Annotated in this window: 21 protein-coding genes and 1 tRNA gene; 10 read left to right on the plus strand and 12 right to left on the minus strand. The window is 33.9% G+C overall.

What is annotated here, in order from left to right:
* Nucleotides 1-108 precede the first annotated feature (108 nt).
* Nucleotides 109-1,557 (plus strand): sodium:solute symporter, encoded by a 1,449-nt coding sequence (locus tag MR053_RS12275; RefSeq protein ID WP_242132720.1) that lies wholly within the window; start codon nt 109-111, stop codon nt 1,555-1,557.
* On the opposite strand, the gene MR053_RS12280 is transcribed toward MR053_RS12275, so the two are convergent.
* Nucleotides 1,528-1,890: a CoA-binding protein gene (locus MR053_RS12280; RefSeq protein WP_242132721.1), complete on the minus strand. Its 363-nt coding sequence runs from the start codon at nt 1,888-1,890 to the stop codon at nt 1,528-1,530. The two genes, MR053_RS12275 and MR053_RS12280, sit on opposite strands and share 30 nt — an antisense overlap.
* 98 nt (nt 1,891-1,988) lie before the next feature.
* Between MR053_RS12280 and MR053_RS12285 the strand changes: the two genes are divergently transcribed.
* Entirely contained in the window at nt 1,989-4,481 is a 2,493-nt protein-coding gene (locus MR053_RS12285; RefSeq protein WP_242132722.1) for a TonB-dependent receptor domain-containing protein, read from the plus strand.
* Nucleotides 4,482-4,841: 360 nt separating this feature from the next.
* Here MR053_RS12285 and MR053_RS12290 read toward each other — a convergent pair whose 3' ends face one another.
* Complete coding sequence (locus MR053_RS12290) at nt 4,842-5,849, minus strand: 3-oxoacyl-ACP synthase III family protein (protein ID WP_242132723.1); 1,008 nt, start codon at nt 5,847-5,849, stop codon at nt 4,842-4,844.
* A 269-nt stretch (nt 5,850-6,118) separates the two neighbouring features.
* On the opposite strand from MR053_RS12290, the gene htpG reads away from it, so the two are divergent.
* The 3 genes from htpG (at nt 6,119) to MR053_RS12305 (ending at nt 10,293) form a co-directional block, all read left to right on the plus strand.
* Nucleotides 6,119-8,029: a molecular chaperone HtpG gene (gene htpG / locus MR053_RS12295; RefSeq protein WP_242132724.1), complete on the plus strand. Its 1,911-nt coding sequence runs from the start codon at nt 6,119-6,121 to the stop codon at nt 8,027-8,029.
* Nucleotides 8,030-8,306: 277 nt separating this feature from the next.
* Nucleotides 8,307-9,449, plus strand: a complete 1,143-nt coding sequence (locus tag MR053_RS12300; protein WP_242132725.1) for a glycoside hydrolase family protein — start codon at nt 8,307-8,309, stop codon at nt 9,447-9,449.
* 211 nt (nt 9,450-9,660) lie between these two features.
* Nucleotides 9,661-10,293: an MOSC domain-containing protein gene (locus MR053_RS12305; protein WP_242132726.1), complete on the plus strand. Its 633-nt coding sequence runs from the start codon at nt 9,661-9,663 to the stop codon at nt 10,291-10,293.
* 8 nt (nt 10,294-10,301) lie between these two features.
* On the opposite strand, the gene MR053_RS12310 is transcribed toward MR053_RS12305, so the two are convergent.
* Both MR053_RS12310 and MR053_RS12315 read right to left on the minus strand, forming a co-directional pair.
* Nucleotides 10,302-10,703 (minus strand): hypothetical protein, encoded by a 402-nt coding sequence (locus MR053_RS12310; protein WP_242132727.1) that lies wholly within the window; start codon nt 10,701-10,703, stop codon nt 10,302-10,304.
* On the minus strand, nt 10,684-11,274 hold the full coding sequence (locus tag MR053_RS12315) for an RNA polymerase sigma factor (RefSeq protein ID WP_242132728.1): 591 nt from the start codon (nt 11,272-11,274) through the stop codon (nt 10,684-10,686). The genes MR053_RS12310 and MR053_RS12315 overlap by 20 nt, the downstream gene beginning before the upstream one ends.
* A gap of 140 nt (nt 11,275-11,414) precedes the next feature.
* Between MR053_RS12315 and MR053_RS12320 the strand changes: the two genes are divergently transcribed.
* Entirely contained in the window at nt 11,415-11,756 is a 342-nt protein-coding gene (locus tag MR053_RS12320) for a DUF6249 domain-containing protein (RefSeq protein ID WP_242132729.1), read from the plus strand.
* Nucleotides 11,757-11,819: 63 nt separating this feature from the next.
* Here MR053_RS12320 and MR053_RS12325 read toward each other — a convergent pair whose 3' ends face one another.
* A complete protein-coding gene (locus MR053_RS12325; RefSeq protein WP_242132730.1) occupies nt 11,820-12,485 on the minus strand; it encodes a M15 family metallopeptidase in 666 nt (221 codons plus the stop codon).
* 423 nt (nt 12,486-12,908) lie between these two features.
* Here MR053_RS12325 and MR053_RS12330 point away from each other — a divergent pair, with 423 nt between their 5' ends.
* The 4 genes from MR053_RS12330 (at nt 12,909) to MR053_RS12345 (ending at nt 16,944) form a co-directional block, all read left to right on the plus strand.
* Entirely contained in the window at nt 12,909-13,838 is a 930-nt protein-coding gene (locus MR053_RS12330; protein WP_242132731.1) for an alpha/beta hydrolase, read from the plus strand.
* Between the two features lie 120 nt (nt 13,839-13,958).
* Nucleotides 13,959-14,684, plus strand: coding sequence for a PorT family protein (locus tag MR053_RS12335; protein WP_242132732.1), 726 nt, complete (start codon nt 13,959-13,961; stop codon nt 14,682-14,684).
* 244 nt (nt 14,685-14,928) lie between these two features.
* Entirely contained in the window at nt 14,929-16,194 is a 1,266-nt protein-coding gene (locus MR053_RS12340) for a DUF819 family protein (RefSeq protein WP_242132733.1), read from the plus strand.
* A 48-nt stretch (nt 16,195-16,242) separates the two neighbouring features.
* Entirely contained in the window at nt 16,243-16,944 is a 702-nt protein-coding gene (locus MR053_RS12345) for a DUF4369 domain-containing protein (RefSeq protein ID WP_242132734.1), read from the plus strand.
* Nucleotides 16,945-17,010: 66 nt separating this feature from the next.
* Here MR053_RS12345 and MR053_RS12350 read toward each other — a convergent pair.
* From MR053_RS12350 to MR053_RS12380, 7 genes are all read right to left on the minus strand, one after another.
* Nucleotides 17,011-17,084: transfer RNA gene (locus MR053_RS12350), tRNA-Thr, on the minus strand.
* Nucleotides 17,085-17,140: 56 nt separating this feature from the next.
* Entirely contained in the window at nt 17,141-17,410 is a 270-nt protein-coding gene (locus tag MR053_RS12355; RefSeq protein ID WP_242132735.1) for a hypothetical protein, read from the minus strand.
* 154 nt (nt 17,411-17,564) lie between these two features.
* Nucleotides 17,565-17,975, minus strand: coding sequence for a 6-pyruvoyl trahydropterin synthase family protein (locus MR053_RS12360; protein ID WP_242132736.1), 411 nt, complete (start codon nt 17,973-17,975; stop codon nt 17,565-17,567).
* Complete coding sequence (gene idi, locus MR053_RS12365; RefSeq protein WP_242132737.1) at nt 17,975-18,499, minus strand: isopentenyl-diphosphate Delta-isomerase; 525 nt, start codon at nt 18,497-18,499, stop codon at nt 17,975-17,977. The genes MR053_RS12360 and idi overlap by 1 nt, the downstream gene beginning before the upstream one ends.
* Before the next feature lie 79 nt (nt 18,500-18,578).
* Nucleotides 18,579-21,245, minus strand: coding sequence for an OmpA family protein (locus tag MR053_RS12370; RefSeq protein WP_242132738.1), 2,667 nt, complete (start codon nt 21,243-21,245; stop codon nt 18,579-18,581).
* 7 nt (nt 21,246-21,252) lie between these two features.
* Nucleotides 21,253-22,179 (minus strand): PorP/SprF family type IX secretion system membrane protein, encoded by a 927-nt coding sequence (locus MR053_RS12375; protein WP_242132739.1) that lies wholly within the window; start codon nt 22,177-22,179, stop codon nt 21,253-21,255.
* Nucleotides 22,180-22,197: 18 nt separating this feature from the next.
* Nucleotides 22,198-24,401, minus strand: a 2,204-nt coding sequence (locus tag MR053_RS12380; RefSeq protein ID WP_242132740.1) for a T9SS type B sorting domain-containing protein, incomplete at its 5' end; no start/stop codon positions are given.

Consider the following 24,401-nt stretch of genomic DNA (forward strand, 5'->3'; position numbering starts at 1 on the left):
AGTAATAGATGATTTATTGGTTTAATCTCACCTTTTGAACAAAAAGTACTTAAGCTTTAGATTTTGAATATTAATAGTTGTAATTTAAAACCTTGAATTATATACTACATGACTACAACACAAATAATCTTATTAATATTAGCATACTTTGGGGTGTTAATCCTTATATCCTATTTTACCGGTAAAGAAGATTCTAACGATGCCTTTTTTAAGGCCAATAAATCGGCTCCTTGGTATTTGGTTGCCTTTGGTATGATTGGCGCTTCACTTTCTGGTGTCACATTCATTTCGGTTCCAGGTGCTGTTGAAGCCAAACAATTTGGATATTTACAAGTTGTTTTTGGGTATTTTTTCGGGTATTTAATTATTGCTTATGTATTATTGCCAATTTATTATAAGTTAAATTTAACTTCTATTTACACTTATCTTAAGGACCGATTTGGCAATACCAGTTACAAAACAGGATCTGTTGCCTTTTTAATCTCCAGAACTGTTGGAGCCGCTTTTAGATTATTTTTGGTCTCCAAAGTGCTTCAACTTTTAATTTTTGACCAATACCATATACCTTTTACGGTTACGGTAATAATTACCATTGCACTTATTTGGCTATATACCTTTAAAGGTGGCATTAAGACCATTATTTTTACTGATACACTTCAAACGCTTTTTATGCTCATATCGGTTGTAGTTACTATTGCTTTTTTAGCTTCTGCATTAGATTTAAACAGTATTTCAGAAATATATGCAAATATTAAGGGTAGCCCTATGAGCAAAACCTTTTTCCTTGATGATGTTAATGATGCCCAATATTTTATAAAAAGTTTTTTAGCTGGTATGTTCATTACTATAACTATGACTGGACTTGACCAAGATATGATGCAAAAGAATCTAACCTGCAAAAACTTAAAAGAAGCCCAAAAGAATATGATTTCCTTTAGTATAGTGCTCATTTTCGTGAACATTCTTTTCCTTGCATTGGGCCTTTTGCTTACCCAATATGCCGATATGCATAATATAACCGAAAGAAAAGACGATTTGTTTCCAACCATAGCCATGTTGCCTGAAATTGGCATAATGACTTCAGCATTCTTCCTTTTAGGCTTAATTGCTGCAGCCTATTCCAGTGCAGATTCTGCATTAACCTCATTAACAACCTCTTTCTGTATAGACATAATTGAACTGGATAAAAAACCTAAAGAGTCACAAAAAAAAGTTAGAAAACGTGCCCATATTTTCATAAGTCTTGTATTGGTTGTAATTATCGTACTATTTGACACTATTTTTAAAGATGTTTCGGTTATTTGGGAACTGTTTAAAGCCGCTGGTTATACTTACGGGCCATTATTAGGCCTATTTGCATATGGTATTTTTACCAAAGCAGAGCTCAAAGATAAATACGTTTGGATTATTGCCATCATCGCTCCTATTATATCTTATTTAATAAATACTTACTCAATAGATTTACTAAATGGTTACCAAATTGGATTCGAAATTTTAATTGTAAACGGTCTCCTCACTTTTTTAGGTCTAATACTGATTCGTCGCAAGAAGCACTAAAGTACAGGACGCTTCATACGGAATGTTGTTTGCTTTTAGAGTAGCAAAGAATTCTGGATTTTCTGTCCCTGGATTAAATATTACACGTTCGGGCTTTAATGAAACAATATAATTGTAAAATGTTTTTTGCCGTTTGGGATTTAAATATAAGGTTACCGTATGTACATTGTCATAAAGCACTAATTCAGTTTTAATTTTAACATTACCAATATCACCCTCTCTCTTTCCAAATGCCACCACATCAATGCCGTTAGCCACCAAGCGTTGAACTGCATAATTACTATACCTATTAGGTTTTAAGGATGCCCCAAAAACCAGTGTTCTCTTAATCATTTGTTAAAATAAAGTTAATAAGATATAAATGTAGTAACATAAATCCACATTTAGCGTCTACAATTCAAACATCAATCAAAAAAATACAATCAATCATAATGAAAAGACTATTCTTTTTATGCGCTATACTTTGTTCTTTAATCGCACAAGCCCGCCATATAGATCCTGAAAAAGAAATCGACAAAACTGGTTCTATTACTGGTATTGTATTAGATGCCAATCTAAAGCAACCATTACCTTATGTTAATGTAATAGTAACCGACTCTAACGGTAAAACGTTAACAGGAGGCATTACTAACGACGAAGGCACTTTTGAAATTAAAAAAATAGCTGAAGGCAATATTATTGTTAATATACAATACATAGGATATAAAACCATTAAGAAGAGTCTAAAAATAGGAAAGGGCAAATATAAAATAGACTTAGGTAGTATCTATTTAGAAGAAGAAGCTGAAGGCTTGGATGAAGTTACAGTTGTAGCCGAAGTCTCCACCATACAACAAAAAGTAGACAGAAAAGTAATTACAATAGGTAAGGACTTAGCAGCTAGCGGAACAGCATCCGAACTCATGATAGGAATTCCATCTGTTGGCGTTGATGCTCAAACTGGGGATATTAGTTTACGTGGTAATTCTAATGTACAGGTCATGGTAGACGGTAAATTATCTACTATTCCTACTGCTCAATTGCTAAAGCAAATTCCTTCAACAGCTATTAAGTCTATTGAATTAATCACCAATCCTTCAGCCAAATATAACCCTGAAGGCATGAGCGGCATCATTAATATCGTGCTGCATAAAAACACAATGATGGGGCTTAATGGTAATATAAATACTAGTCTTACCTATGAAAAAGAGCCTAAATTCAATAGTGCCCTTAATATAAATTACAGAAATGGAAAGTTAAATTTTTTTGGCAGCTATAGTAATAATATTTCTAAAAACAGGAATAACGGCAATGTGTTTAGTCCTGAAAACAACTCAGAACAATTCTTTAAAACTTTAGATAAAAGGGAAAACCACCAATATAAAGTTGGTGTCGATGTTTATTTAAATGACCAGCACACCATTTCTGTTTTCACCAACCAAAATATATCCAATAATAATACAACAGGTAAGACAAATGTCATATTCTATAACAACACATCATTTAACCAAGACCAGATTTTTACCAACATTGGAGATAATACCTCTTTTCAATATAATTTTGATTATAAAATTGATTTTGCAAAAGAAGGTTCTAATATAGAATTGGAAATAGACCATAACACCTACAATGGTGAAAACCCCGTGTTTTTTGATCAAATTGCAGGACCCTTAAGCGATTATATAGACTTCAATGATACCAAACGTAGCAATACCACTATTGACTTAGACTATGTAAATCCTTTATCTGAAAATTCAAAGTTAGAATTGGGTTTACAAGCACGTTTATTCAATACCGATATTGTTTATGCTTCAACTGGTGAATCCTATAACGAATTTGGAGATTTAGTGCCTACACCTAGTACAAATTTTGATTACACTAGAGATATTTATTCCGCTTATGCCACCTATAGTAAAAAATTGGATAAATGGACTTATCAAATAGGGGCTAGACTTGAAAATGTTAATGTTGATGCTATTGCGCTTCAACAGGATGTAGTAACAAATGAAGTTACAGAAATAGCATTCGACAATGATTATTTTCAAGTATATCCTTCTTTATTTATAACGCATTCACCTTCTGACAAAAATTCCTATCAATTTAGTTATAGCCGCCGTGTAGACCGACCAGGCATTGGTCAGGTAAACCCTATTAAAGAATGGAGTGCCCCTTTAATATCTTCTTATGGAAAACAAGATTTGGAACCTCAATTCACCAACTCTATTGAATTAAACTATACTAGAAACTTAAACAACAGAAAAGGTAGCGTAACTGCTGGTTTATTCTATCGTGCCATATCCGATGAAATCAATAGAGTACTATTTGTAGATCGAACCGATGTTACTTCTGGTCGTGTAATTTTAAGCCACGATAATTTTGACAATACTTCTGCTTTTGGAATTGAAATATCTAGTAACTACAGGCCTTTTAAATGGTGGAGTATTAATAGTAGTTTCGACTTATACTCACAAACCCAAAAAGGAATTGCTGAAAATATTAAAGATGGTGTTCTTTTAGAAAATGCAACTATATCCGATATTGAAACTAATGTAACCGAAGTTGATAATGCGGCTTGGAATTTAAGAATGTTTAACAATTATAGTCTTAACCAAAAATTAACGCTTACAGCTTTTGGGTTTTACAGAGGTGAAAATAAATCGCTACAATTTGATGTTAACCCCATGTATTTTGTTAATCTAGGCATGCGCTATAGTTTCCTCGAAGACAACCGAGCCACTTTTGGATTTAATTACAATGATATTTTCAATACTATGAAATTTAGTTTTGATGGTCAAAGACCATATCCTTCTAAAGGTACTTTTAACTGGGAAAGCAACACTTGGAGCGTTAGTTTGAACTACAGGTTTGGTGGCGGAAAGTATCGTGCTAAATCTCGAAAAACAAGAGAGGACAATATTAAATCAAATAACAGAGGGTTCCTGTAAAACATAAATTCATTCACTAAAAGTGTCCATAAGCCATATGGACACTTTTTTCTTTTTTTTTCACTACCGCACAATAAAAAATATTATTGTACGTTATAGAAATGTACCAAGCGAAGTTAATTATTTAGAGTTAGTCACCTAAAAGAAAAATTCGTATGACAAAGAGTACTAAATTTTAAAAACCCGGGAGTAAATGGATTCCGGGTTTTTTTGTTAAATTTTGTTAATACTGCAATATTTCACAAACTTTTACGTCTAATATATATACTTCACGAAATTTTTAGTGTTAGTTGGAGTTGATTAATAGCTAAAAAAACCTGAAACTACCGTTTCAGGTTTTTTGATTTTTACAAATATATGCTACCATTTTAAGATCACACTTCCCCAAGTAAACCCGCTTCCAAATGCAGCTAAAACGACAGTATCCCCCTCTTTGATCTTTCCTTCTTCCCATGCCTCAGTTAAGGCAATTACTACTGAAGCCGCCGTAGTATTTCCATATTTTTGGATGTTATTAAACACTTGGTGGTCCTGCAAACCAAACTTCTTTTGGATAAACTGGGAAATTCTAAGATTGGCTTGATGCGGTATTAACATGTCTATATCTTCTTTCTTCAAATTATTAGCCTGTAACCCTTCTACAATAGCCTCACTAAAACGAACAACGGCATGCTTAAATACAAATGTTCCGTTCATATAAGGATAATAAGAGGTATCGTCTGGATTATTGGCCTCTAAAATTTCCGGTACCCAGTGTTTTATGCTAGGGCCTGCCACGATAAGTTCTTCGGCATATTTACCTTCTGAATGTAAATGTGACGATAATATTCCTTTTGTATTATCTTCTGTTCTACTTAATACAGCAGCACCAGCGCCATCACCAAAAATAACAGTAACACCTCTTCCTCTGGTAGTTTTATCGAGACCTCCTGAATGATATTCTGCCCCTATAACCAAAATATTTTTATACATACCCGTTTTTATAAATTGGTCGGCTACTGCAACAGCATACACAAAGCCAGTGCACTGGTTTCGAACATCCAAAGCTCCAACCGTTGGCATATCCAGCATATTTTGTATTTGCACACCACAGCCTGGAAAGTAATAGTCTGGGCTTAATGTTGCAAAGACAATAAAATCAATATCATCCTTAGTCAATCCTGAACGTTCAATGGCAATCTTAGCCGCCTTGGCTCCCATAACTGCCGATGTGTCGTCACTGCCATCCTTTATCCATCGACGCTCTTTAATTCCTGTCCGTTCCTGTATCCATTCGTCAGTGGTATCCATCATTTTAGATAAATCATTGTTAGTTACCACATTATCAGGAACATATTTTCCTAAACCTATTATTCTAGAATTGTACATAGTCAATTATTTTAAGCAATACAAATTACGATAACTGTTATTAAATTCCAATTATATAAATTCAAATTCCAAAACACTTAATATATAGATATGTGTTCTTGAATTTTGTGTTTTGTAAGTTTTGAAAGATTATATTTTAAAAAAGAAGATGTGTCAGTTTGTCACTTTTTTTGGCTTGGTATTTTTTTTGACTAAATCTTTAAGACGAATTAAAATTTTAAGTTGAATGGTTTTCCGCATAGGCCGGAAAAGAAAAATAAACAAATATTATGACAAAAGGAAACATTAATGTATCGGTAGAAAACATCTTCCCACTCATTAAAAAATTCTTATACAGCGACCACGAAATCTTTTTACGTGAGCTTATTAGTAATGCTACAGATGCCACATTAAAACTAAAGCACCTTGCCAACGTTGGCGATGCTAAAGTTGAATACGGCAATCCGCAAATTGAAGTTAAAATTGATAAAAAAGGCAAAAAACTCCACATCATCGATCAAGGTTTGGGGATGACGGCCGAAGAAGTTGAAAAGTATATTAACGAAGTGGCTTTTTCCGGTGCCGAAGAATTTCTAGATAAATACAAGGATTCTGCCAAAGACACTGGCATTATAGGTCATTTTGGTTTAGGGTTTTACTCTGCTTTTATGGTAGCCAATAAAGTAGAAATCATAACCAAATCATACAAAGATGAGCCGGCTGCCCACTGGACTTGCGATGGCTCTCCCGAGTTTACTCTAGAACCACACGACAAGACCGAAAGAGGAACCGAAATCATTCTTCATATATCTGATGATGAAAAAGAATTCTTAGAAGAATCCCGTATTCGTGAGTTATTGTTAAAATATAATAAGTTCATGCCTATCCCAATTAAATTTGGAACCAAGGAAATAAATGACCCTGAGCATGAACCGCAAACTATAACCGACAAAGACGGCAAGGAAACTAAAGAACCTCATAGAAAAATAACGGTTGACGATATTATAAATAATCCAAACCCTGCATGGACCAAACAGCCCACAGATTTAAAGGATGACGATTACAAAAACTTCTACAGGGAATTGTATCCTATGCAGTTTGAAGAGCCTTTGTTTAATATTCATTTAAACGTGGACTACCCGTTCAACCTAACTGGGATATTGTATTTCCCTAAAATGACCAACGACCTTAACATTCAAAAAGATCGTATTCAACTATACCAAAATCAGGTGTTTGTAACCGATAATGTAGAAGGCATTGTTCCTGAATTCTTGACTATGCTTCGTGGTGTCATTGACTCACCAGACATCCCTCTTAACGTATCGCGTTCCTACCTACAAGCCGATGGGGCTGTTAAAAAGATTTCGTCCTATATAACACGTAAAGTAGCCGATAAATTAAAATCGTTATTCAACAATAACCGTGAAGATTTTGAAAATAAATGGAACGACATTAAAATTGTTATTGAATACGGAATGCTTTCGGAAGAAAAATTCTTTGAAAAAGCTGATGCTTTTGCCCTATACCCAACAGTTGATGGGAAGTACTATACCTACGAAGAACTTTACAATAAAATTAAAGCTAAACAAACCGATAAGGACGATAAATTAATCATCCTTTATGCTGCAGACAAAGACGCGCAACACAGCTATATTGAAGCAGCTAAAGACAAAGGTTATGAGGTATTACTTTTAGACTCTCCAATTGTGTCGCATTTGATGCAAAAATTGGAAACTACTAAGGAGAAAATCTCTTTTACTCGTGTAGATGCAGACCATATTGATAATTTAATCAAGAAGAACGATACAACTATTTCTAAATTAGATGATGACCAAAAGAAAGCCTTAGATGAGTTATTGAAAGAAGTCATTCCTTCAGAAAAATTCATGGTACAACTTGAGGCTATGGATAGCAAAGCATCACCATTTATAATAACACAACCCGAGTTTATGCGACGTATGAAAGAAATGCAACAAACTGGTGGTGGCGGTATGTTTGGCATGGGTGGTATGCCAGAAATGTACAATTTGGTAGTGAACACCAATCATGATTTGGTAAGCGAAATTTTAAATACTAAAACCAAAAAGAAACAAGAACGTTTAATAAACCAAAGTTTAGACTTGGCCCGTTTGTCGCAAGGCTTACTTAAGGGAGAAGAATTGACCAATTTTATTAAACGTAGCTACGACATGATAAAATAGATATCATTGCGAGGAGGTCATTGAGGCTCTCGAAATGAAAGTCGCAGCAATCTTTTTATAAATTTCTAAACCACTTTGTTTAACAAGGTGGTTTTTGTTTTGGTAGAAAGTTGACTTTGTAAAAATTATCAACTAACTTTGTTTAACTACCGATAAACAATATTATAACGTTTTTTATCTTAAAGTTGTATTGCATTGGAAACGATAATATATTACCGCCAGTTATATGATTAATGTTATATCTGATAGTGAAAGAATTTTTAAAATATCAAAAAGTATGAGAACTGTAACACATATTGTTTTGATAATTATTAGCATGAGCCTTTTTTATGCATGCTCTGAAAAAGAAGTAAAAATGTACCCATCAACTGAAGAATCACTTCCTTCAGTTTCTCGTGAATTTGTTGATAATCTTGAATATCTTGGAGTAATTCTCGATAGACCAAACTATCACACTTGGGGAACATCTGTTGTTCAAAGTGAAGATGGTAAATTTCACATGTATGCTTGTCAATGGAAAATAAAACATAAATTTTCTGCATGGAGTACTGAGTCCGAGGTCAATTATTTTAAGGCGGATAATCCAGAAGGCCCATACCAATTTGTAAAGACAATTCTAAGTGCAAGACCAGGGGGCGATAAAGATGGTGTATGGAATCGCTACACGGCTCACAATCCAGAGGTAAAGATTATTGATGGAAAATACGTTTTAACTTATATTTCATACCCTGAAAAAGGAGCTATTTCAGATGCCAAAATTGGAATGAAAATTGCCAAAAACCCTGAAGGTCCATGGCAAGATGTTGGGATGATTATGCAAAAGGCTTCTGAAGCAGGTTACCCATCATACAAAAGTTTGAGAGGGACAGATAATAATTCACTCGTAAAGTTTCGCGATAAATACTTTTTGTTCTTTATGTATAATCCTCGAATGGTGCCAATGAAAACTAATAAAGGAAGTAGGCATGATAATACTTCACTCGGAGTAGCAGTTGCAGATAAACTTGAAGGTCCATACATTGAACAAGTTGGATCGGTATTTGCGGCTCCTGCTGGAAAAAAAGTGGAAGACCTCTGTGCCTATGTTAATGAAGATGGTATAATCTCAGCTACAATGTGCGATAATTATGGCATGTACTCAGTAGATGGCGGTATATATTCAGAAATGGATTTGGGTCATTTTGAAAGAACAGGAGAGGTTGTGATGGTGCCGAAGTCTATTGCATGGGAAGCCCGTCCAAAAATGTTTCCGAATCAAGATTTCTCTAAAGGAAAGACTGTTTATGGCAACAACAAATATGAGCGGCCTAAAATAATAATGGTTGATGAGGTTCCTTCTTACTTGTTTTTGCCTAGTGGCTTTAATGATGAAGGTAAACCGTGGACAGCACTTCATGGATTCAAAATAAACAAGAAATAGCTTATAATATTTCAGATTACTTCATCACCAACTAGGAATAGTTTATATCTGATCTACCCAAAATCAAACGCAATACAACAATAAATATAGTGCATTGGGCAGTTAGTGCTAAAAATGAAGACTATAGAAATGAATAAACATAATAGTAAATTCAAAAATTGGAGCAGTAATGTAATGCCAAACACAAGATATTCAAACCGTTAAACGATCCATGAAAATAACCTCTACCAATATTGCCAAACCAACCACCATCACCTGGCGAGGGAAGCAAATCACTACGGGTATTTATAAAACGCCCACCCATGGCCCCATTTATCTTGGCAAAAATGACGTGACGCAAGACGAAGTGACCGATAGAAGGCATCATGGCGGTGCGTTTAAGGCCTGCTATCTGTTTTCGGCAGAGCAATACCCCTACTGGAAAAATTTATACCCCCACTTAGACTGGAATTGGGGTATGTTTGGAGAAAATCTAACTGTAGCTAGATTGAATGAAACCCAAATACAAATTGGTGATATTTATAAAGTTGGAGGGGCACTCATACAAATTACCCAACCCAGGGAACCTTGCTTTAAATTAGGTGTAAAATTTGGCTCCCAACTGGTTTTAAAACAGTTTATAGAACATGGTCATTCTGGCACTTACATTAGAGTGCTGGAGGAAGGGCATGTTAAAGTTGGAGATGAACTTTCTTTAGTAAAGCAATCCAACAATAGCTTAAGCACTTATGCTCTTAACCATTTGTTGTTTGCCAAGACCAAAGACAAAACACTTTTGGAATTAGCTATAAACAATGTGGCATTACCTTTAAAAAAGCGGGAAAAACTAAAAGCCTTTTTATAATGCCCCAACTATGTCTCAAATCGTTTATCTAAATGATGTTTTAAGATAGGAATCTGAATGCTCAGCATTAATCCAAAAAGCACAATGCTATACGTAACTGTTTTGGAGAATTTAAAGTCTGGTAAATAATTAGAAGGTAAACTAAAATCTATCTTATTGAACCAGCCCAATCCTTCTGTCTGGTTTGCAAAAAACAAGACATAAAGAAATACAACTAAAAATAAACCGATAACAAAAAACCACACTGTTTTAGATATTAAGGGTCTATACACTGTAGCTTTATTTTCAGCTATGGCATTCACATTTGCCATCACAGTATTGGTAAAATTAAAAGACGGACGCTCAATGGCAGTATCCTCCATTACTTTTTTGGTTAAATCATCTATATAGTTATCGGCGTTCTCTTTCATAATCTTCTATTAATTCTGGTTCTAATTGTTGCTTTAAAATAGTTGCTATTTTTTTTCGGCTTCTAAATAATTTCACTTTTACGTTATTGGGTGTTAATCCAATCGTTTTCGATATTTCCTCTAAGGTCAATTCTTCATAGTAATACAATGTTAGTAAAAAAGCGTCATCACTTGGCAACATATCCAAACATTTTTTAATGGCTTGCTCCCTTTCTTCGTTTTCTAATTTATCTAAGGCATTATCAATTGTTTTCACTTCATGGGCTGTAAATTCATTGATGGCTATATTATTTATACGCTTTTTATTTTTCTTTAATCGATCTAAACCGGCATTGTACGCTATTTTATAAATCCATGTTGAAAACTTTGAATCCCCTTTAAATCTATTCAGTGATTTATAGACTTTAATAAAAGTGTCCTGCGCCACTTCTTCGGCCTCTTCCCTGTTTTTAAGCATTCTAAGGGTTAAGGTGAACACCAAATCCTTATAACGATCTACTAAAACGGTAAACGCTTTGGTATCGCCTTCAATAATTTGTTTAATATAATATTGATCGTCGTTGGTGGTCATTTTTTATGTAAGACGACAACCCTTTTCTTTAGGTTACAGAATACCTTGAAAAATATTTAAGAAAAAGTGTAACCTAAATGAAACAACTGCCGTCTTAAGTTACAAACACATTAAAATTAATCAATTAAAAACAAACAATTATGGTTGAAGTATTAATTCCAATTAGCTTTTTTCTACTAGTTTTCGGTGTATTCTACCTTTATTTATCTACAAGAAACAAAGAACGTTTAGCACTTATTGACAAAGGTGCTGATGCTAGTATTTTTGTTAGTGGTAAAAAACGCACTCTAACCGTCTGGAAAGCATTATTCTTAAATCTTGCTTTACTCTTAATGGGTATAGGGGCTGGTATATTCATTTCTGGATTATTAACATTGTTCGGAATGGATCCCGATATATCTGAACCTGGCGCCATCACCTTTATGGCGGGTCTAGGACTATTAACCGGCTTTAATATGAGTAAGAATTTGGATAAAGAATAAAGCAACAACATTAATCAAAAAACGCAAAACCTGTTTTTCCTACATTAAGGAAAGCAGGTTTTTTTATTCAATAGGAAAATCGAAATAAGTATTAGGGTAGAGCTCATTTCGCAAGGTAAAGTGCCACCATTCTTTTGGATAGTTTATAAAACCGTGCTTTTGCATCACCGTTTGTAATAATAGCCTGTTCGCTTTTTGTGACTCTGTTAAATCCTCGTGGTCTACCCAAGAAATTGGTCCAAAAAAGTCGTAGGGACTCCCCATATCCAAAGGGTTTCCTGTGTTACCGTCAATAATCGTTAAATCTACCGTACTACCCCGACTATGCCCAGATTTAGACGCTATATAGCCTTCCTTAAATAAATCCTCCTTATTTACTTCTGGGTAAAACTCACCTTTTTTTAGGGTATCATTTAATTGCCTAGCCCAAACCATAAACTCATCAACAGCGCGTTGCGGTCTATAGCCATCATACACTTTTAAACGCAAATTCATAATTTGAAGCTCCTCTTGAACTAATTTTAAAGCTTCAGCTGTTGATTTAGTTAGTATTAGTTTATTTACCATATAACCATTCATAGTTCTGCCAACAAAATTATTTTTCCCATAATATCTTAATTCAACATCTAAATTGGGGATAACAGTTTTAGCATCAACAAATCCTTCTGGTAATTGAGCGATAGAAAAACCATAAATAAACAAAGACAGGTAAAATATAAGATGCTTCATAAAAAGCTAAATTATGCAAAATAAAAGTAGGAAATATTGAGGTACAAAAAAACCGGGTTCCCTCAAACCCGGTTCTCTTTTAATTTGCTTAATTCATGAAGTAGATTTAGGGTCTCTATATCGACATCATAATGCAAATATTAATTAATTAATCCATTGAACTAAAAAGTATGTTATTTAGTACACTTCAAAAGTAAAAATATAAATGAAACGAAACGATTAAAAACATATATAATCGATGAAATACATATTTTTTTAACATTAAAAGATGAATAGGCATCTATAATCGATGAAATACATATTTTAACAAATAGCAATGTTTCAATTTTAGGCAAGAATTTGAGTAACTGCAATACTAAAAACCAAAATTAAACAGTTACTATTTAATGGTTATATTGAATTATATTTACCTAAATTTTAGCTATGACTTTTAGATTATTCGTTTTCGCATTTTTTATTCAAGGTTTCCTTTTTTCACAAACGCAAACATTCACAGAAAAAAACCTTGTTATAAATAGACATGTTGACGGCACATTAACCTCACCTGCTAACAACACAGCCTATTTAGCGATTATTATAGGTGGTTCTGGACCAACAGACCGAGATGGCAACCAAAACTTCCTAAAAAATAATGCACTTAAAAAACTGGCCCATGAGCTAGCTGAAAAAGGGATTGCTACATTTAGATATGATAAACGTATTGTTAAACAAATAAGGCTTAGAAACATAGACCCCAATATTATGTTTAATGACTTTGTAGAGGATGCTATAGCTGTCATTGATTATTTTAAAACCAATGAAGATTATAGTAAGATATATGTTATTGGACACAGTCAAGGTAGTTTGGTAGGCATATTAGCTTCTAAGAAGAACGTAGAAGGCTTTATCTCATTAGCTGGAGCTGGACAAAATATAGGAGATGTACTTATCGAGCAAATTAGTAAAACGGCTCCCCAATTTGCCGATCAATCCACATCTATAATCAACAATCTAAAAAAGGGTAAGCTGGTAAATGATTATCCGGAGGCCTTAACCTCAATTTTCAAAAAAGACATTCAACCTTTTATGATAAATTGGATGCAATACAATCCTTCCGAATCTATTAAAACCCTCAAAATACCCATATTAATAATTAATGGATCTAAAGATTTACAAGTAAGTAATAATGAAGCCAATCTGCTAAAAGAAGCTGTGCCAAATGCTTCTTTAAAAATTATTCAAGATATGAACCATGTACTAGTTCCTATAGTTGGAGATGATCTTGAAAATTCAAAATCTTATAACGAGCCTAATAGAAAAATTTCCATAGAACTCATAGAACACATTGTAACATTCATAGAATCAGATAAATAACTTGCATTACAACGAAATTCTTCATTTTAAAGTAAAAAGTTACTGCTTATCGTAATTTCATTGGTTTTTTTGGTATTTAATTATATATTTCAAAACAATTATTACCAAATCTATAACATAATGAAAGCTATTCACCTACTATTAGCCTTATGCTTTTATTTTAATTCATCTACATTATTGCTTTCGCAAGACTATATTTTTGGATTAAAAGTGGGTCTAATTACCAATACGATTGGAGATATAAATTCGAGGGGCGGATCGATTGCTGCTAGTAAGGCCGATGAAGTTTTTTCTCCTAAAAAAGACATTGGATATCAAATTGGAGGTTATTTTATCGCCGAATTTAAAAGTTTCTTTATCAAACCCGAATTAAATTATGTGTCTTTGGAAAACCATTATGATTTTCCAAACAGAGCATCAAAATGGATGGCAACAAAATTTGAAATACCCATATTATTTGGATTGGAGATTGCAAAACATGTTTCAATATACGCCGGCCCAAGTTTTAATTTCTTTAGTGATATACAGCTAGAAGGTGTACAGGTAACATCATATAGTGATGGTGGTCCGGATATAGAAAAAAACACCACAAGTTTAAATTTTGGAATTTTAGCACGATATAACCGGTTTAGTGTTGATTTAAGATATGAAATAGGCACAAAATCCACTCAAGAAGAACTTCTGGATATCAATCATAGTGCTTTTGGAGTTAACTTAGCCGATTTAAGATCTTATACCCCTAAGACATTGAGCCTAAGTTTCTCTGTAGATATTTTTAGAACAGATGGTACCAGCGTAGCAGACCTATTTAAAAGTAACGACAAATGCGGTTGTCCTTATAAATAGTAAAACAGAAAGCATAAAAAAAGCATCCAAGAAAGGATGCTTTTTTACTAACTAACCAACCAAAAATATGATTTACAATCTAAAGTTTAAAGTAACCACTCAATAAACTTATTTATAGAATGTAACATTTTAAGAATATCAACTATCGTGCCAAACTTTAAAATTTTTATTTTATCATTCAAAAATCCCTAATCTTTTTTAATTGTAAACTATTTGGTATTTTGTAGCTCAAACTATGAAATCTATGGAAAACACTCCTCTAATCACTAATGACGCTATTGTTTTTGGTATTTTAATATTGTGCCTTGGCTTTGTATTTTTCACAGAATCCAAAAACTCTGGTTTTTGGCATAAGTTTTACAAAATAGTCCCTGGACTTTTAATGTGTTATCTACTACCAGCCATCTTCAGTTCTTTTGGGGTTATTTCGCCTGAAGAAACCAAAACGTATTTCGTCGCCAGTCGATATTTACTCCCCGCCTCTTTAGTTCTTCTAACCATTAGCGTTGATTTAAAAGCTGTTTTCAATTTGGGGTGGCGTGCATTGGTTATGTTCCTTACAGGTACAATGGGTATTATTATAGGTGGTCCATTAGCCATTTTGCTTATATCCACATTTTCTCCAGACACTGTTGGAGGCGTGGGGTTTGATGCCGTTTGGCGTGGTTTGGCAACCTTGGCTGGAAGCTGGATAGGCGGCGGTGCCAACCAAGCAGCGATGCTAGAAATCTATCAGTTCAATCCCAATAAATATGGAGGTATGGTACTTGTTGATATTGTTGTTGCCAATATATGGATGGCATTTTTATTGATTGGTATAGGTAAAAAGCATAAGATAGACAAATGGTTAGGAGCCAATAATACAGCTATTGACAAGCTTCAACAAAAAGTACAAGATTTTGCTGAAAGTGTAAAACGCAACCCTACACTCACAGACTATATGGTTATTCTTACCTTTGCTTTTGTTACTGTTGGGATTGCTCATTGGGGAGCCGATTCGATTTCAACTTTCCTTAATACAAATTTTGAAGCTGTTAGCAACCCAAAAAGCACATGGTCTTCATTTGGAAGTCAGTTTTTCTGGCTAATTTCTATAGCTACATTATTAGGTGTTCTGCTATCATTTACTAAAGCAAAAAATTACGAAGGTGCCGGTGCCAGTAAAATAGGTAGTGTTTTTATTTACATATTAGTGGCTACCATTGGAATGAAAATGGATTTGAGCAAACTTTTTGAAAACCCAGGTTTGATTATGATTGGTTTAGTTTGGATGGCCATTCATGCTGGCCTGCTAATCTTAGTTGCTAAGCTTATTAAAGCACCTTACTTTTTCCTTGCAGTAGGTAGTCAGGCCAATGTTGGCGGTGCTGCTTCAGCTCCTGTTGTAGCAGCGGCATTTCATCCTTCTTTAGCAACAGTTGGTGCTTTATTGGCAGTTTTTGGTTATGTTGTGGGCACATATGGAGCAATGCTTTGTGCCGAATTGATGAGAATTGTTTCAGGAGGTTAATTTTAAATATTTTTTTAAGATATTTGCGCTTCAAATTTACAACTTATAATGAGAAAAGTTTTATTGTTATGTACAGCTCTTCTAGCATTTTCGTGTGGTAATGAGCAACCCGATTTAATTGTAAGAACATCGATTAAAGGTCTAAAAAAAGGAACCGTTTATTTAAAAAAGGTAAAAGACACTTCTTTAATTACTATTGACTCTGTAGTGATTAATGGAAACTCTATGTTTGAATTAAAGAGTGACTTGGAATCACCTGAAGTCTTCTATTTATATTTGGACAAAAATGATGGCAAAAATGATAGAATTACCTTTTTTGCAGATAAAGGCGTTACCGAAATTAATACCACCCTAAAAAACTTTGTTTTTGATGCCAAGATAAAAGGCTCTGAGCAGCAGAAAGTTCTGGAAGACTACCAATTATTAATGTCCCGAATCACCCATAGAAATTTAGATTTGATCAAGGAAAGTTTTGACGCTCAAAAAAATGGCGATTCATCTGCATTTATCGATTATGAAAAAAAACAGAATAATATTATAAAAAGTAAATATTTACAAACTGTAAATTTTGCCATTAATAATAGTGATAGTGAAGTAGCCCCTTATTTGGCGTTAACTGAAATTTATAATGCGAAAATTAATTTTTTGGACACTATAAACAAATCGCTTACACCAAAAGTAAAAGTTTCTAAATATGGAAAGGAATTGGATGCCTTTATTAAGGAAATAAAGGCAAAAGAAAACAAATAAACAAACCCTTCTCCAAAAAGAAATTAGAAAAAAACCGAATATCTTTCGATATTCGGTTTTTTTTTGAGCCTCCAGAGGGACTCGAACCCACGACCTGCTGATTACAAATCAGCTGCTCTAGCCAGCTGAGCTATGGAGGCATTAATGGCTGCAAATATAATAGCAAAAATCATATTTGTAAAGGGCCATTAAAATTTTATCCTAACTTATTAATCTTTTCAATTAAAGCTCTTCCCCTAGTTTCCAGCTCTTGATTAATTGCTTTAAAATGCGCTTTTGGATCCTCTACATTTTTAGCATTTACCTTTGCAATCAACTCATCAAAAGTTTCAATAGCTTCATCTATTATAGCATCACTTTGTTTTGTGTCTTTATCGGTGTTTGCATATTCCCAGATGTAAACTGCTTCAATAATATCCCCTAAAACATAATTAATATCCTTTTTTAGGTTTCTAACATTTGCCATGTTTCTTTGTTTTAAATTATGCAACAAAATTAAACATAAACTTCAAATAGCACTACATTTTTGGAATCTATTTTAAAGTATTGAAAGTAATAACTAGACGTTCTTAATCTAAAGACATCAGACCAAAATAAGTAAGGATTTAATAGTGAAAAGGCTAATTTCCAGAATAAGTAACAAAATTACGTGGAGTCTCATAAAGCGTAATCTCTAAATCTAAATGGGAATCGATCTGTGGTTTTATTTTGTTATAAATAACAACAGCAATGTTTTCGGCAGTTGGATTTAACTCTTTAAACTCCCCTAGTTCTTCATTTAAATTTTTATGGTCGAATTTTTCTTCAACTTCAGTTTCAATGATATGTTTTAAAACCTTCATATCCATAACAAATCCAGTCTCAGGATGAATCTCTCCAGTAACAGAAACAATCAATTCATAATTATGTCCATGATAGTTAGGATTAGCGCATTTACCAAAAACAGTTGCATTCCTAGCATCTGTCCAGTCGGCATTGTACAATCTATGTGCCGCATTAAAATGGGCTTTTCTGCTTACTTTAACTTTCATTACTGTTCTGGTTTTATATGCGGATAAAATTTATCGAAGATTACCTTAAACCATTCTGTATAAATTTCTGGATGTTTTTTTATATCTTTTCTTACGGCTTCCAAAGGCATCCACTTCCAATCAGCAACTTCTTCTTTGTTAATTTTAGGATTTTTATCGTATTTTCCTAAAAGTATATGGTCATATTCATATTCGGTTAATCCATTGTCAAAAGGGGCTTTGTAAATAAATGAAATCGATTCCTCAAGGTCTACCACAAATCCCATTTCTTCCTGCAAACGTCTTTTTCCAGCTTCTATATTGGTTTCACCATCCCGTTGATGACTACAACAGGTATTGGTCCACAAGCCAGGTGAATGGTATTTACTTAATGCTCTTTGCTGTAACATCAATTCGTTGTTATTATTAAAAATAAATACGGAAAAGGCACGATGCAACAGAGCTTTTTCATGAGCTTCCATTTTTGGCATTAACCCTATTTGCTCATTTTTTTCATTTACCAGTATGACATTATCTTCTTTCATGGAATAAAAATACCGCCTAATATTTAATTACACCAATTTCAATAGCTAAAAAAATCATAATAATTAAACTCTCTTAGTCTTACATCTTGGTAACTATAAATTCACTTCGTCTATTTAATTGATGTTCTGCTTCACTACATTCTACATCACCTATTCCATTTATTTTTAAAATCCATATTTCTTTATTATAAGTTCCTTCTAACTTAGACTGACTTGCTATCTTAGCACTCTTGAAAGAATCGAACCTTTTTATATACACATAAGTAAAATTATTGGTAGGGTTAAAAAAGGAATCGGCAGCTAGGCCTTGTTGTTTTAGTATCTCAATAAACTTGATAGCATTTGTTTTAGATTTAAAAACATTTGCAATCAAATAATATCCACTTTTCACACCTTGGGTATCCTGAAAATTATGATATGTGATTTTTTCCTTAGCATTTGATGCATCACTATTATCATCTTTATTTGATAAACCATTAGCTTGCAAATGGTCATATCTTAAATCACCATTATCTACTTTTAAAATCCACATTTCATCTTGGTAATTACCATCTATTTTAGATTTATATGAAGCGACCGCTTCTTGCCAAGTATCGAAATATTCAAGATATACATACTTCCAATTGTTATTTCGATTAGTGAAATATTCAGGGCTATATCCTTTTTCCTTAAGCGACTGCATAAACTTTTTGAAATAAAAATTTCGGCTGTACACATTTCCTATTATATAGTAACCGCTTTTTGTTCCTGCAATTTCCCTAGTACCATAAAACTTAATGCTATCTGCTTCTATAACTTTGTTAAAATTGATATTATCTTCCTCTATTAATTTAACCAATGCTAAATCTTTAATAGATGTTTTTATATTTATATCTCCTCCACAATTACACTTATTAACTGGCTGACTCTCTCCATAACCTATTGCTTTTAGCCTGTTTGAAGCAATTCCATTTTCTATAAGATATTGCATTGTAGATTGAGCCCTTCGGTTCGATAAGGATTTATTGTATTTTACCGTTCCCCTACAATCTGTATGGCTTCTTATTTCAATTTCCATATTAGGATATTCCTTCAACACATTCAATAGCTTTTGTAGTTCTACTTGAGCATCGTATCGAATATTATACTTATCGAAATCAAAATAAATTATTGGGATATCTAGTATTTGTGCAAGATCATCACCTTCACTAATTAGGTGTTCGTCTTTATCTAAAAATAATTCAATTAAAAGGCTATTGGTAGAAGAAGGAGTAGTAAAGCGTTTCTCAACCCCAACATAGCCTTTTTTATCAGCCCTAATTAAATATTCTTTATTACATTCTAATTCTAACACAAACCTGTATACATCCTCTAACTTCATGGTTAAAATTTCATTTCCTTTATTGTCAAAAAGTTTAATATTAGAATCTACAATAGCAATATTTTTACCTGATTCTTTAACAATCCCATCTAATATAGGCTTACATTCAGGTATAAGAAATGCATATATATCATCATCACCTTTCCCTCCATCTCTATTTGAAGACAAATACCCCTCGACAGATTCTTGATCTTCAGCGTAAGCAAAATCTTCAAAAGAACTGTTCATTGGTTTCCCTAAATTATCTATAAAAATCTTATCTCCATTTTTATATTTGTCTTCAAAATTTCGGGCCACAAAAATATCTAAGCCCCCTAAACCTAAATGGCCATTTGATGCAAAAAACAAATCGCCTTTGGCATTTATAAAGGGAAAGGATTCTTCTCCTTCAGTATTTATAACATTACCTAAATTTTCTGGGACACCTAATCTTCCATCTGAATTAATTTCAACCCTAAAAATATCTGACAGGCCTATAGTACCAGGCATATCAGAAGCAAAATACATAACTGTCCCCGCCTTATTAATTGATGGGTGGGCTACACTATATTCATCAGAATTAAAATGCACGGATGTAATACCACCCCACTCGCCATTGGGGAGCATTGATGCTTTGAATATCTTTAATCGATTAACTCCTTCAGAATCCTCTTTATATGTTTTCTTATAATAATTGTTTCTGGTAAAAAACATGTATTTTGCGTCCGCTGTAAAAGCTGCCGAAGACTCATGAAATTTAGAATTAACTTCTTTGCTATATTTCTTTTCTTCAAGATATTCACCTAAATCAATCTTATTTGCATAATACAAATCCAAAAAAGGTTGTTCATTCCAATTATACCGTTTTCCCTTTCCTCTTGTTGAAGCAAATACTAATTGATTTTTATATTGGGTTCCTCCAAAATCGGAGTACTCCGAATTAATGTTAATATTTATTAGGTCTATATCTTGGTCATCTTTTATAATATCTGATAAATATTCTACATTGTTTACAAAAGCTCTCCCTCTGCTATCTTCTGGTTTCTCCTTAAAAAACTTGGCCATCCAGATATTTGCCTCCTCATATTCCTCTATACCCTTAAGGCTTTGAGCATATCTGAAATAATATTCAGGGTCAAGGGTCGGATCTTTCATTCTCATTAAATAACCATACCATTTGGCTGCTTCTTTTAGGTTATTATTAAAATAATATGAATTGGCTAGTTTTTTAAAAAGCTCTACAGATCTGTATCCTTTTTCAGCAACCTTTAATAACACCTCGGTTGTTTTTATATAAGCAAAATTATCATAATCCTTTTCCACACTCTTTATTATTTTTTCTTGTGAAAAAGAACCATTAGTAAAAAGAATTAAACTTACTATAAATATGTTTTTAAATAACTTCATATACATGCTAAAAGAATCTTGGTGATAAAAGTTTTCCCAATTTTGCTAATTCAAATCTAAACATGATTTCATGTGTACCACTATTATAATTATTAAATCCAGTGGTGGTTAAATCATATGCATAACCCAAATATATATTTTTATTTATTTGGAATCCAGTTAATACACTAATAGAATCCTCCCATCTCCATGCCAATCCAAAAGTTAGCTTCTCATTGAACAACATATTGGCTGAAAAATCTACTATTAAAGGAGCACCTGATACCGCTTTAACTAAAAAAGCGGGCTTAAATTTTGTTGTTTTAGATAAATCAAACACATAACCTCCGATGATGTAATAATGCATTCTTTCTGAAGCTACAGATTCTTGAAAATCATTATAATGCTTTGTAGTTATAATATTAGGAATAGACATCCCTAAATACCAGTTATTGGAATACAGGTAAAATCCTGAACCTACAACAGCTGAAAATAAATTTAAATTTTCATTGAAAGCATTATCAGGGTCACGGTGTATGCCTTTACTCCAATCCAATTTTAATTGTTGAAAACCTGCTTTAAAACCAAAAGAAAAGTATGCTCCTCTATCATCAAAAGGAATGGTATACGAAAAATTAGTATTCACAGACATCTCGCTAGCTGGTCCAAGAGCATCATTAACTACTACTAATCCCAGCCCTGACCTACCATTATTTATTGGGCTATGAATCCCTAATGATTGCGTTTCGGGAGCCCCATCAACCCCAACCCATTGTGTTCTATACAACCCAACAATGCTTAATGTCTCCCTTTGTCCGGCATAGGCTGGATTCACTACCATTGTGTTATACATATATTGCGTATACTGTGGCTCTTGCTGAGCCTGAGTATTATACAGAAACAAAACACCAAAGATTAATGTTATCCCTTTTATTTTATGTAACTTTTTAATCATTGCAACTTTCTGAATATTTTATCTGTTTATATACAACCAACCTATCCTAGGTTTAGATCCATCTTTAAGATCTAAAACATAATAGTAGGTCCCCGTTGGTAATTTTTCTGAACCATTTATTATTAAACTTTCGTTAGAAGTACCATCCCAATCATTTTGATATCCTCGAACTTCATAAACCTTTGTTCCCCAACGATTATAGACCTCTAACTTACTTTCTGGATAACGTTCAACACAATCTATAACAAATGTATCGTTATCACCATCACCATTAGGTGAAAATTCATTATAAATAGTCAAACAATTTGGTTCAACAAAAGCCTCTGCTCGGTTATTGTCGGGATTAATATCGATTCCGTTTTCAACATCTTGTATTTCAGCTACATTTATGTAATCTCCCATTGGAAGAACTTTCACCGTAATCTCTAATATTTCAATACCTCCTCCTGATATATTTGGAATCACCCATAAACCATTTAAATCAGAGTAAGATCCAGAAGTAATTGTGACTGATACAAATTCATATCCACTCGGAATAACTTCATTAATCTCTACATTAGTTGCATCAAAATCACTTAAATTAGAAACAACAATTGTGAAAACAACGAGATCTCCCACTAATACTTCTGTCCTATCAACTGTCTTCTCAATCTCCAAATCTAAAGTATTTATTGGAGTAACAGCTGTATCTGATTCTGGTGTATCAATCTCAACAGAAGTAACGGAAGCCTCATTCACTAAGTCTAGTCCGGCAAGTGCATCATCCCAAGTAACTGTATAAGTTATAGTGTAAGTCCAAACTTCATCAACATCTAATGCATTATCATTGTTTGAATCTCCAGATGGGCCTGACAAAACACCTTGAGTTCCATCAGGTAAAAGATCTTGAACATCAACATTATGAAGTGCTGTATTTCCATTGTTTTCAAGTGTTATTTCGTATTCCAAAACTTGACCCACAAAAGTCACAATATTAGGAGTCGTTGTTTGAGTTTTGGTTATCACAACACTTGCATTACAGCCATTATCACTTAAAGTGGTTATACTTGAAGAAATGGTTTCACATAAATTAATACTATCTCGAACAGCAATTGTATAATCACCAACCATGAGATCGTTGAATGTATTAGAAGATTGGTATGTGACTCCACCATCAATACTATACTCTAAATTAGTGCCAGTCGCTGTAATTGTAATCGTTCCATCATCCAACGCTGGGCAACTACTAAATGTTGGATCAGTAAAAGCAATATCATCAATGATAGGAAGAATGTTCATTGTAAGGGTTATAGCAACTCGAGAGGTACTCACGCAATTTTGTGAAATATCTCTAGCCTCTGCATAATACGTCCCAGGTCCACTCGGAGTGAAAGTAGTGCTATCTGCTAACAATAATGTTCCGTCAGATGCTTGATTATACCAATCAACTATCTCCCCCGATCTAACAGTAACTGATAATTCTGGAATAGGGTCGCCTTCACAATATAATTGGTCACCGGAACTTACAGGTTCAGGTATACTAGTAATTATTACAACCTGATCTTGTGAGCTTACATTTCCATTACCATCAGTATACTCCCATGTAACCGTATAAGTTCCTGTAACATTATAATAGGTAGGATCTGTTGTAGTTCCAACAATAGTTCCTGAACAATTATCTGTTGCTGTTGGAGGAGTTAAAGTAACTGAACATTCAGAAGTCACTCCCGGTAGCGTAGTAATATCTGGTACAGGTGCCGTACTATCAACTACAGTAATGACCTGGTCACAGGTAGAACTATTGTTATTGGCATCGGTAGCCGTCCAGGTCCTGGTGATCACGGAATTGTTGCCCGTACCTGCTGCTACCACATCCACAAAGGTGATAACCGGAGCACCGTCACAGTTGTCCGTCGCTGTGGCACTGCCCGTACTAGAAGGAGTGCTGTCTGCATCACAGGCTATGGTAAGATCCGATGGACAGGTGATAACCGGTGGGGCCGTGTCCTCAATGGTAATGACCTGGTCACAGGTAGAACTATTGTTATTGGCATCGGTAGCCGTCCAGGTCCTGGTGATCACGGAATTGTTGCCCGTACCTGCTGCTACCACATCCACAAAGGTGATAACCGGAGCACCGTCACAGTTGTCCGTCGCTGTGGCACTGCCCGTACTAGAAGGAGTGCTGTCTGCATCACAGGCTATGGTAAGATCCGATGGACAGGTGATAACCGGTGGGGCCG

This window comes from Aestuariivivens marinum (assembly GCF_022662175.1).
In the GTDB taxonomy this organism is placed as follows: Bacteria; Bacteroidota; Bacteroidia; order Flavobacteriales; family Flavobacteriaceae; genus Aestuariivivens; species Aestuariivivens marinum.

Coding starts and splice junctions, on each gene's coding strand:
- MR053_RS12355 (WP_242132735.1), bottom strand. CDS start 17,410: ATGGCAAATGTTAGAAACCTAAAAAAGGATATTAATTATGTTTTAGGG.
- MR053_RS12275 (WP_242132720.1), top strand. CDS start 109: ATGACTACAACACAAATAATCTTATTAATATTAGCATACTTTGGGGTG.
- MR053_RS12360 (WP_242132736.1), bottom strand. CDS start 17,975: ATGAAAGTTAAAGTAAGCAGAAAAGCCCATTTTAATGCGGCACATAGA.
- MR053_RS12375 (WP_242132739.1), bottom strand. CDS start 22,179: ATGATTAAAAAGTTACATAAAATAAAAGGGATAACATTAATCTTTGGT.
- MR053_RS12325 (WP_242132730.1), bottom strand. CDS start 12,485: ATGAAGCATCTTATATTTTACCTGTCTTTGTTTATTTATGGTTTTTCT.
- MR053_RS12345 (WP_242132734.1), top strand. CDS start 16,243: ATGAGAAAAGTTTTATTGTTATGTACAGCTCTTCTAGCATTTTCGTGT.
- MR053_RS12300 (WP_242132725.1), top strand. CDS start 8,307: ATGAGAACTGTAACACATATTGTTTTGATAATTATTAGCATGAGCCTT.
- MR053_RS12320 (WP_242132729.1), top strand. CDS start 11,415: ATGGTTGAAGTATTAATTCCAATTAGCTTTTTTCTACTAGTTTTCGGT.
- MR053_RS12370 (WP_242132738.1), bottom strand. CDS start 21,245: ATGAAGTTATTTAAAAACATATTTATAGTAAGTTTAATTCTTTTTACT.
- MR053_RS12330 (WP_242132731.1), top strand. CDS start 12,909: ATGACTTTTAGATTATTCGTTTTCGCATTTTTTATTCAAGGTTTCCTT.
- MR053_RS12335 (WP_242132732.1), top strand. CDS start 13,959: ATGAAAGCTATTCACCTACTATTAGCCTTATGCTTTTATTTTAATTCA.
- MR053_RS12290 (WP_242132723.1), bottom strand. CDS start 5,849: ATGTACAATTCTAGAATAATAGGTTTAGGAAAATATGTTCCTGATAAT.
- MR053_RS12305 (WP_242132726.1), top strand. CDS start 9,661: ATGAAAATAACCTCTACCAATATTGCCAAACCAACCACCATCACCTGG.
- htpG (WP_242132724.1), top strand. CDS start 6,119: ATGACAAAAGGAAACATTAATGTATCGGTAGAAAACATCTTCCCACTC.
- MR053_RS12315 (WP_242132728.1), bottom strand. CDS start 11,274: ATGACCACCAACGACGATCAATATTATATTAAACAAATTATTGAAGGC.
- idi (WP_242132737.1), bottom strand. CDS start 18,499: ATGAAAGAAGATAATGTCATACTGGTAAATGAAAAAAATGAGCAAATA.
- MR053_RS12340 (WP_242132733.1), top strand. CDS start 14,929: ATGGAAAACACTCCTCTAATCACTAATGACGCTATTGTTTTTGGTATT.
- MR053_RS12280 (WP_242132721.1), bottom strand. CDS start 1,890: ATGATTAAGAGAACACTGGTTTTTGGGGCATCCTTAAAACCTAATAGG.
- MR053_RS12310 (WP_242132727.1), bottom strand. CDS start 10,703: ATGAAAGAGAACGCCGATAACTATATAGATGATTTAACCAAAAAAGTA.
- MR053_RS12285 (WP_242132722.1), top strand. CDS start 1,989: ATGAAAAGACTATTCTTTTTATGCGCTATACTTTGTTCTTTAATCGCA.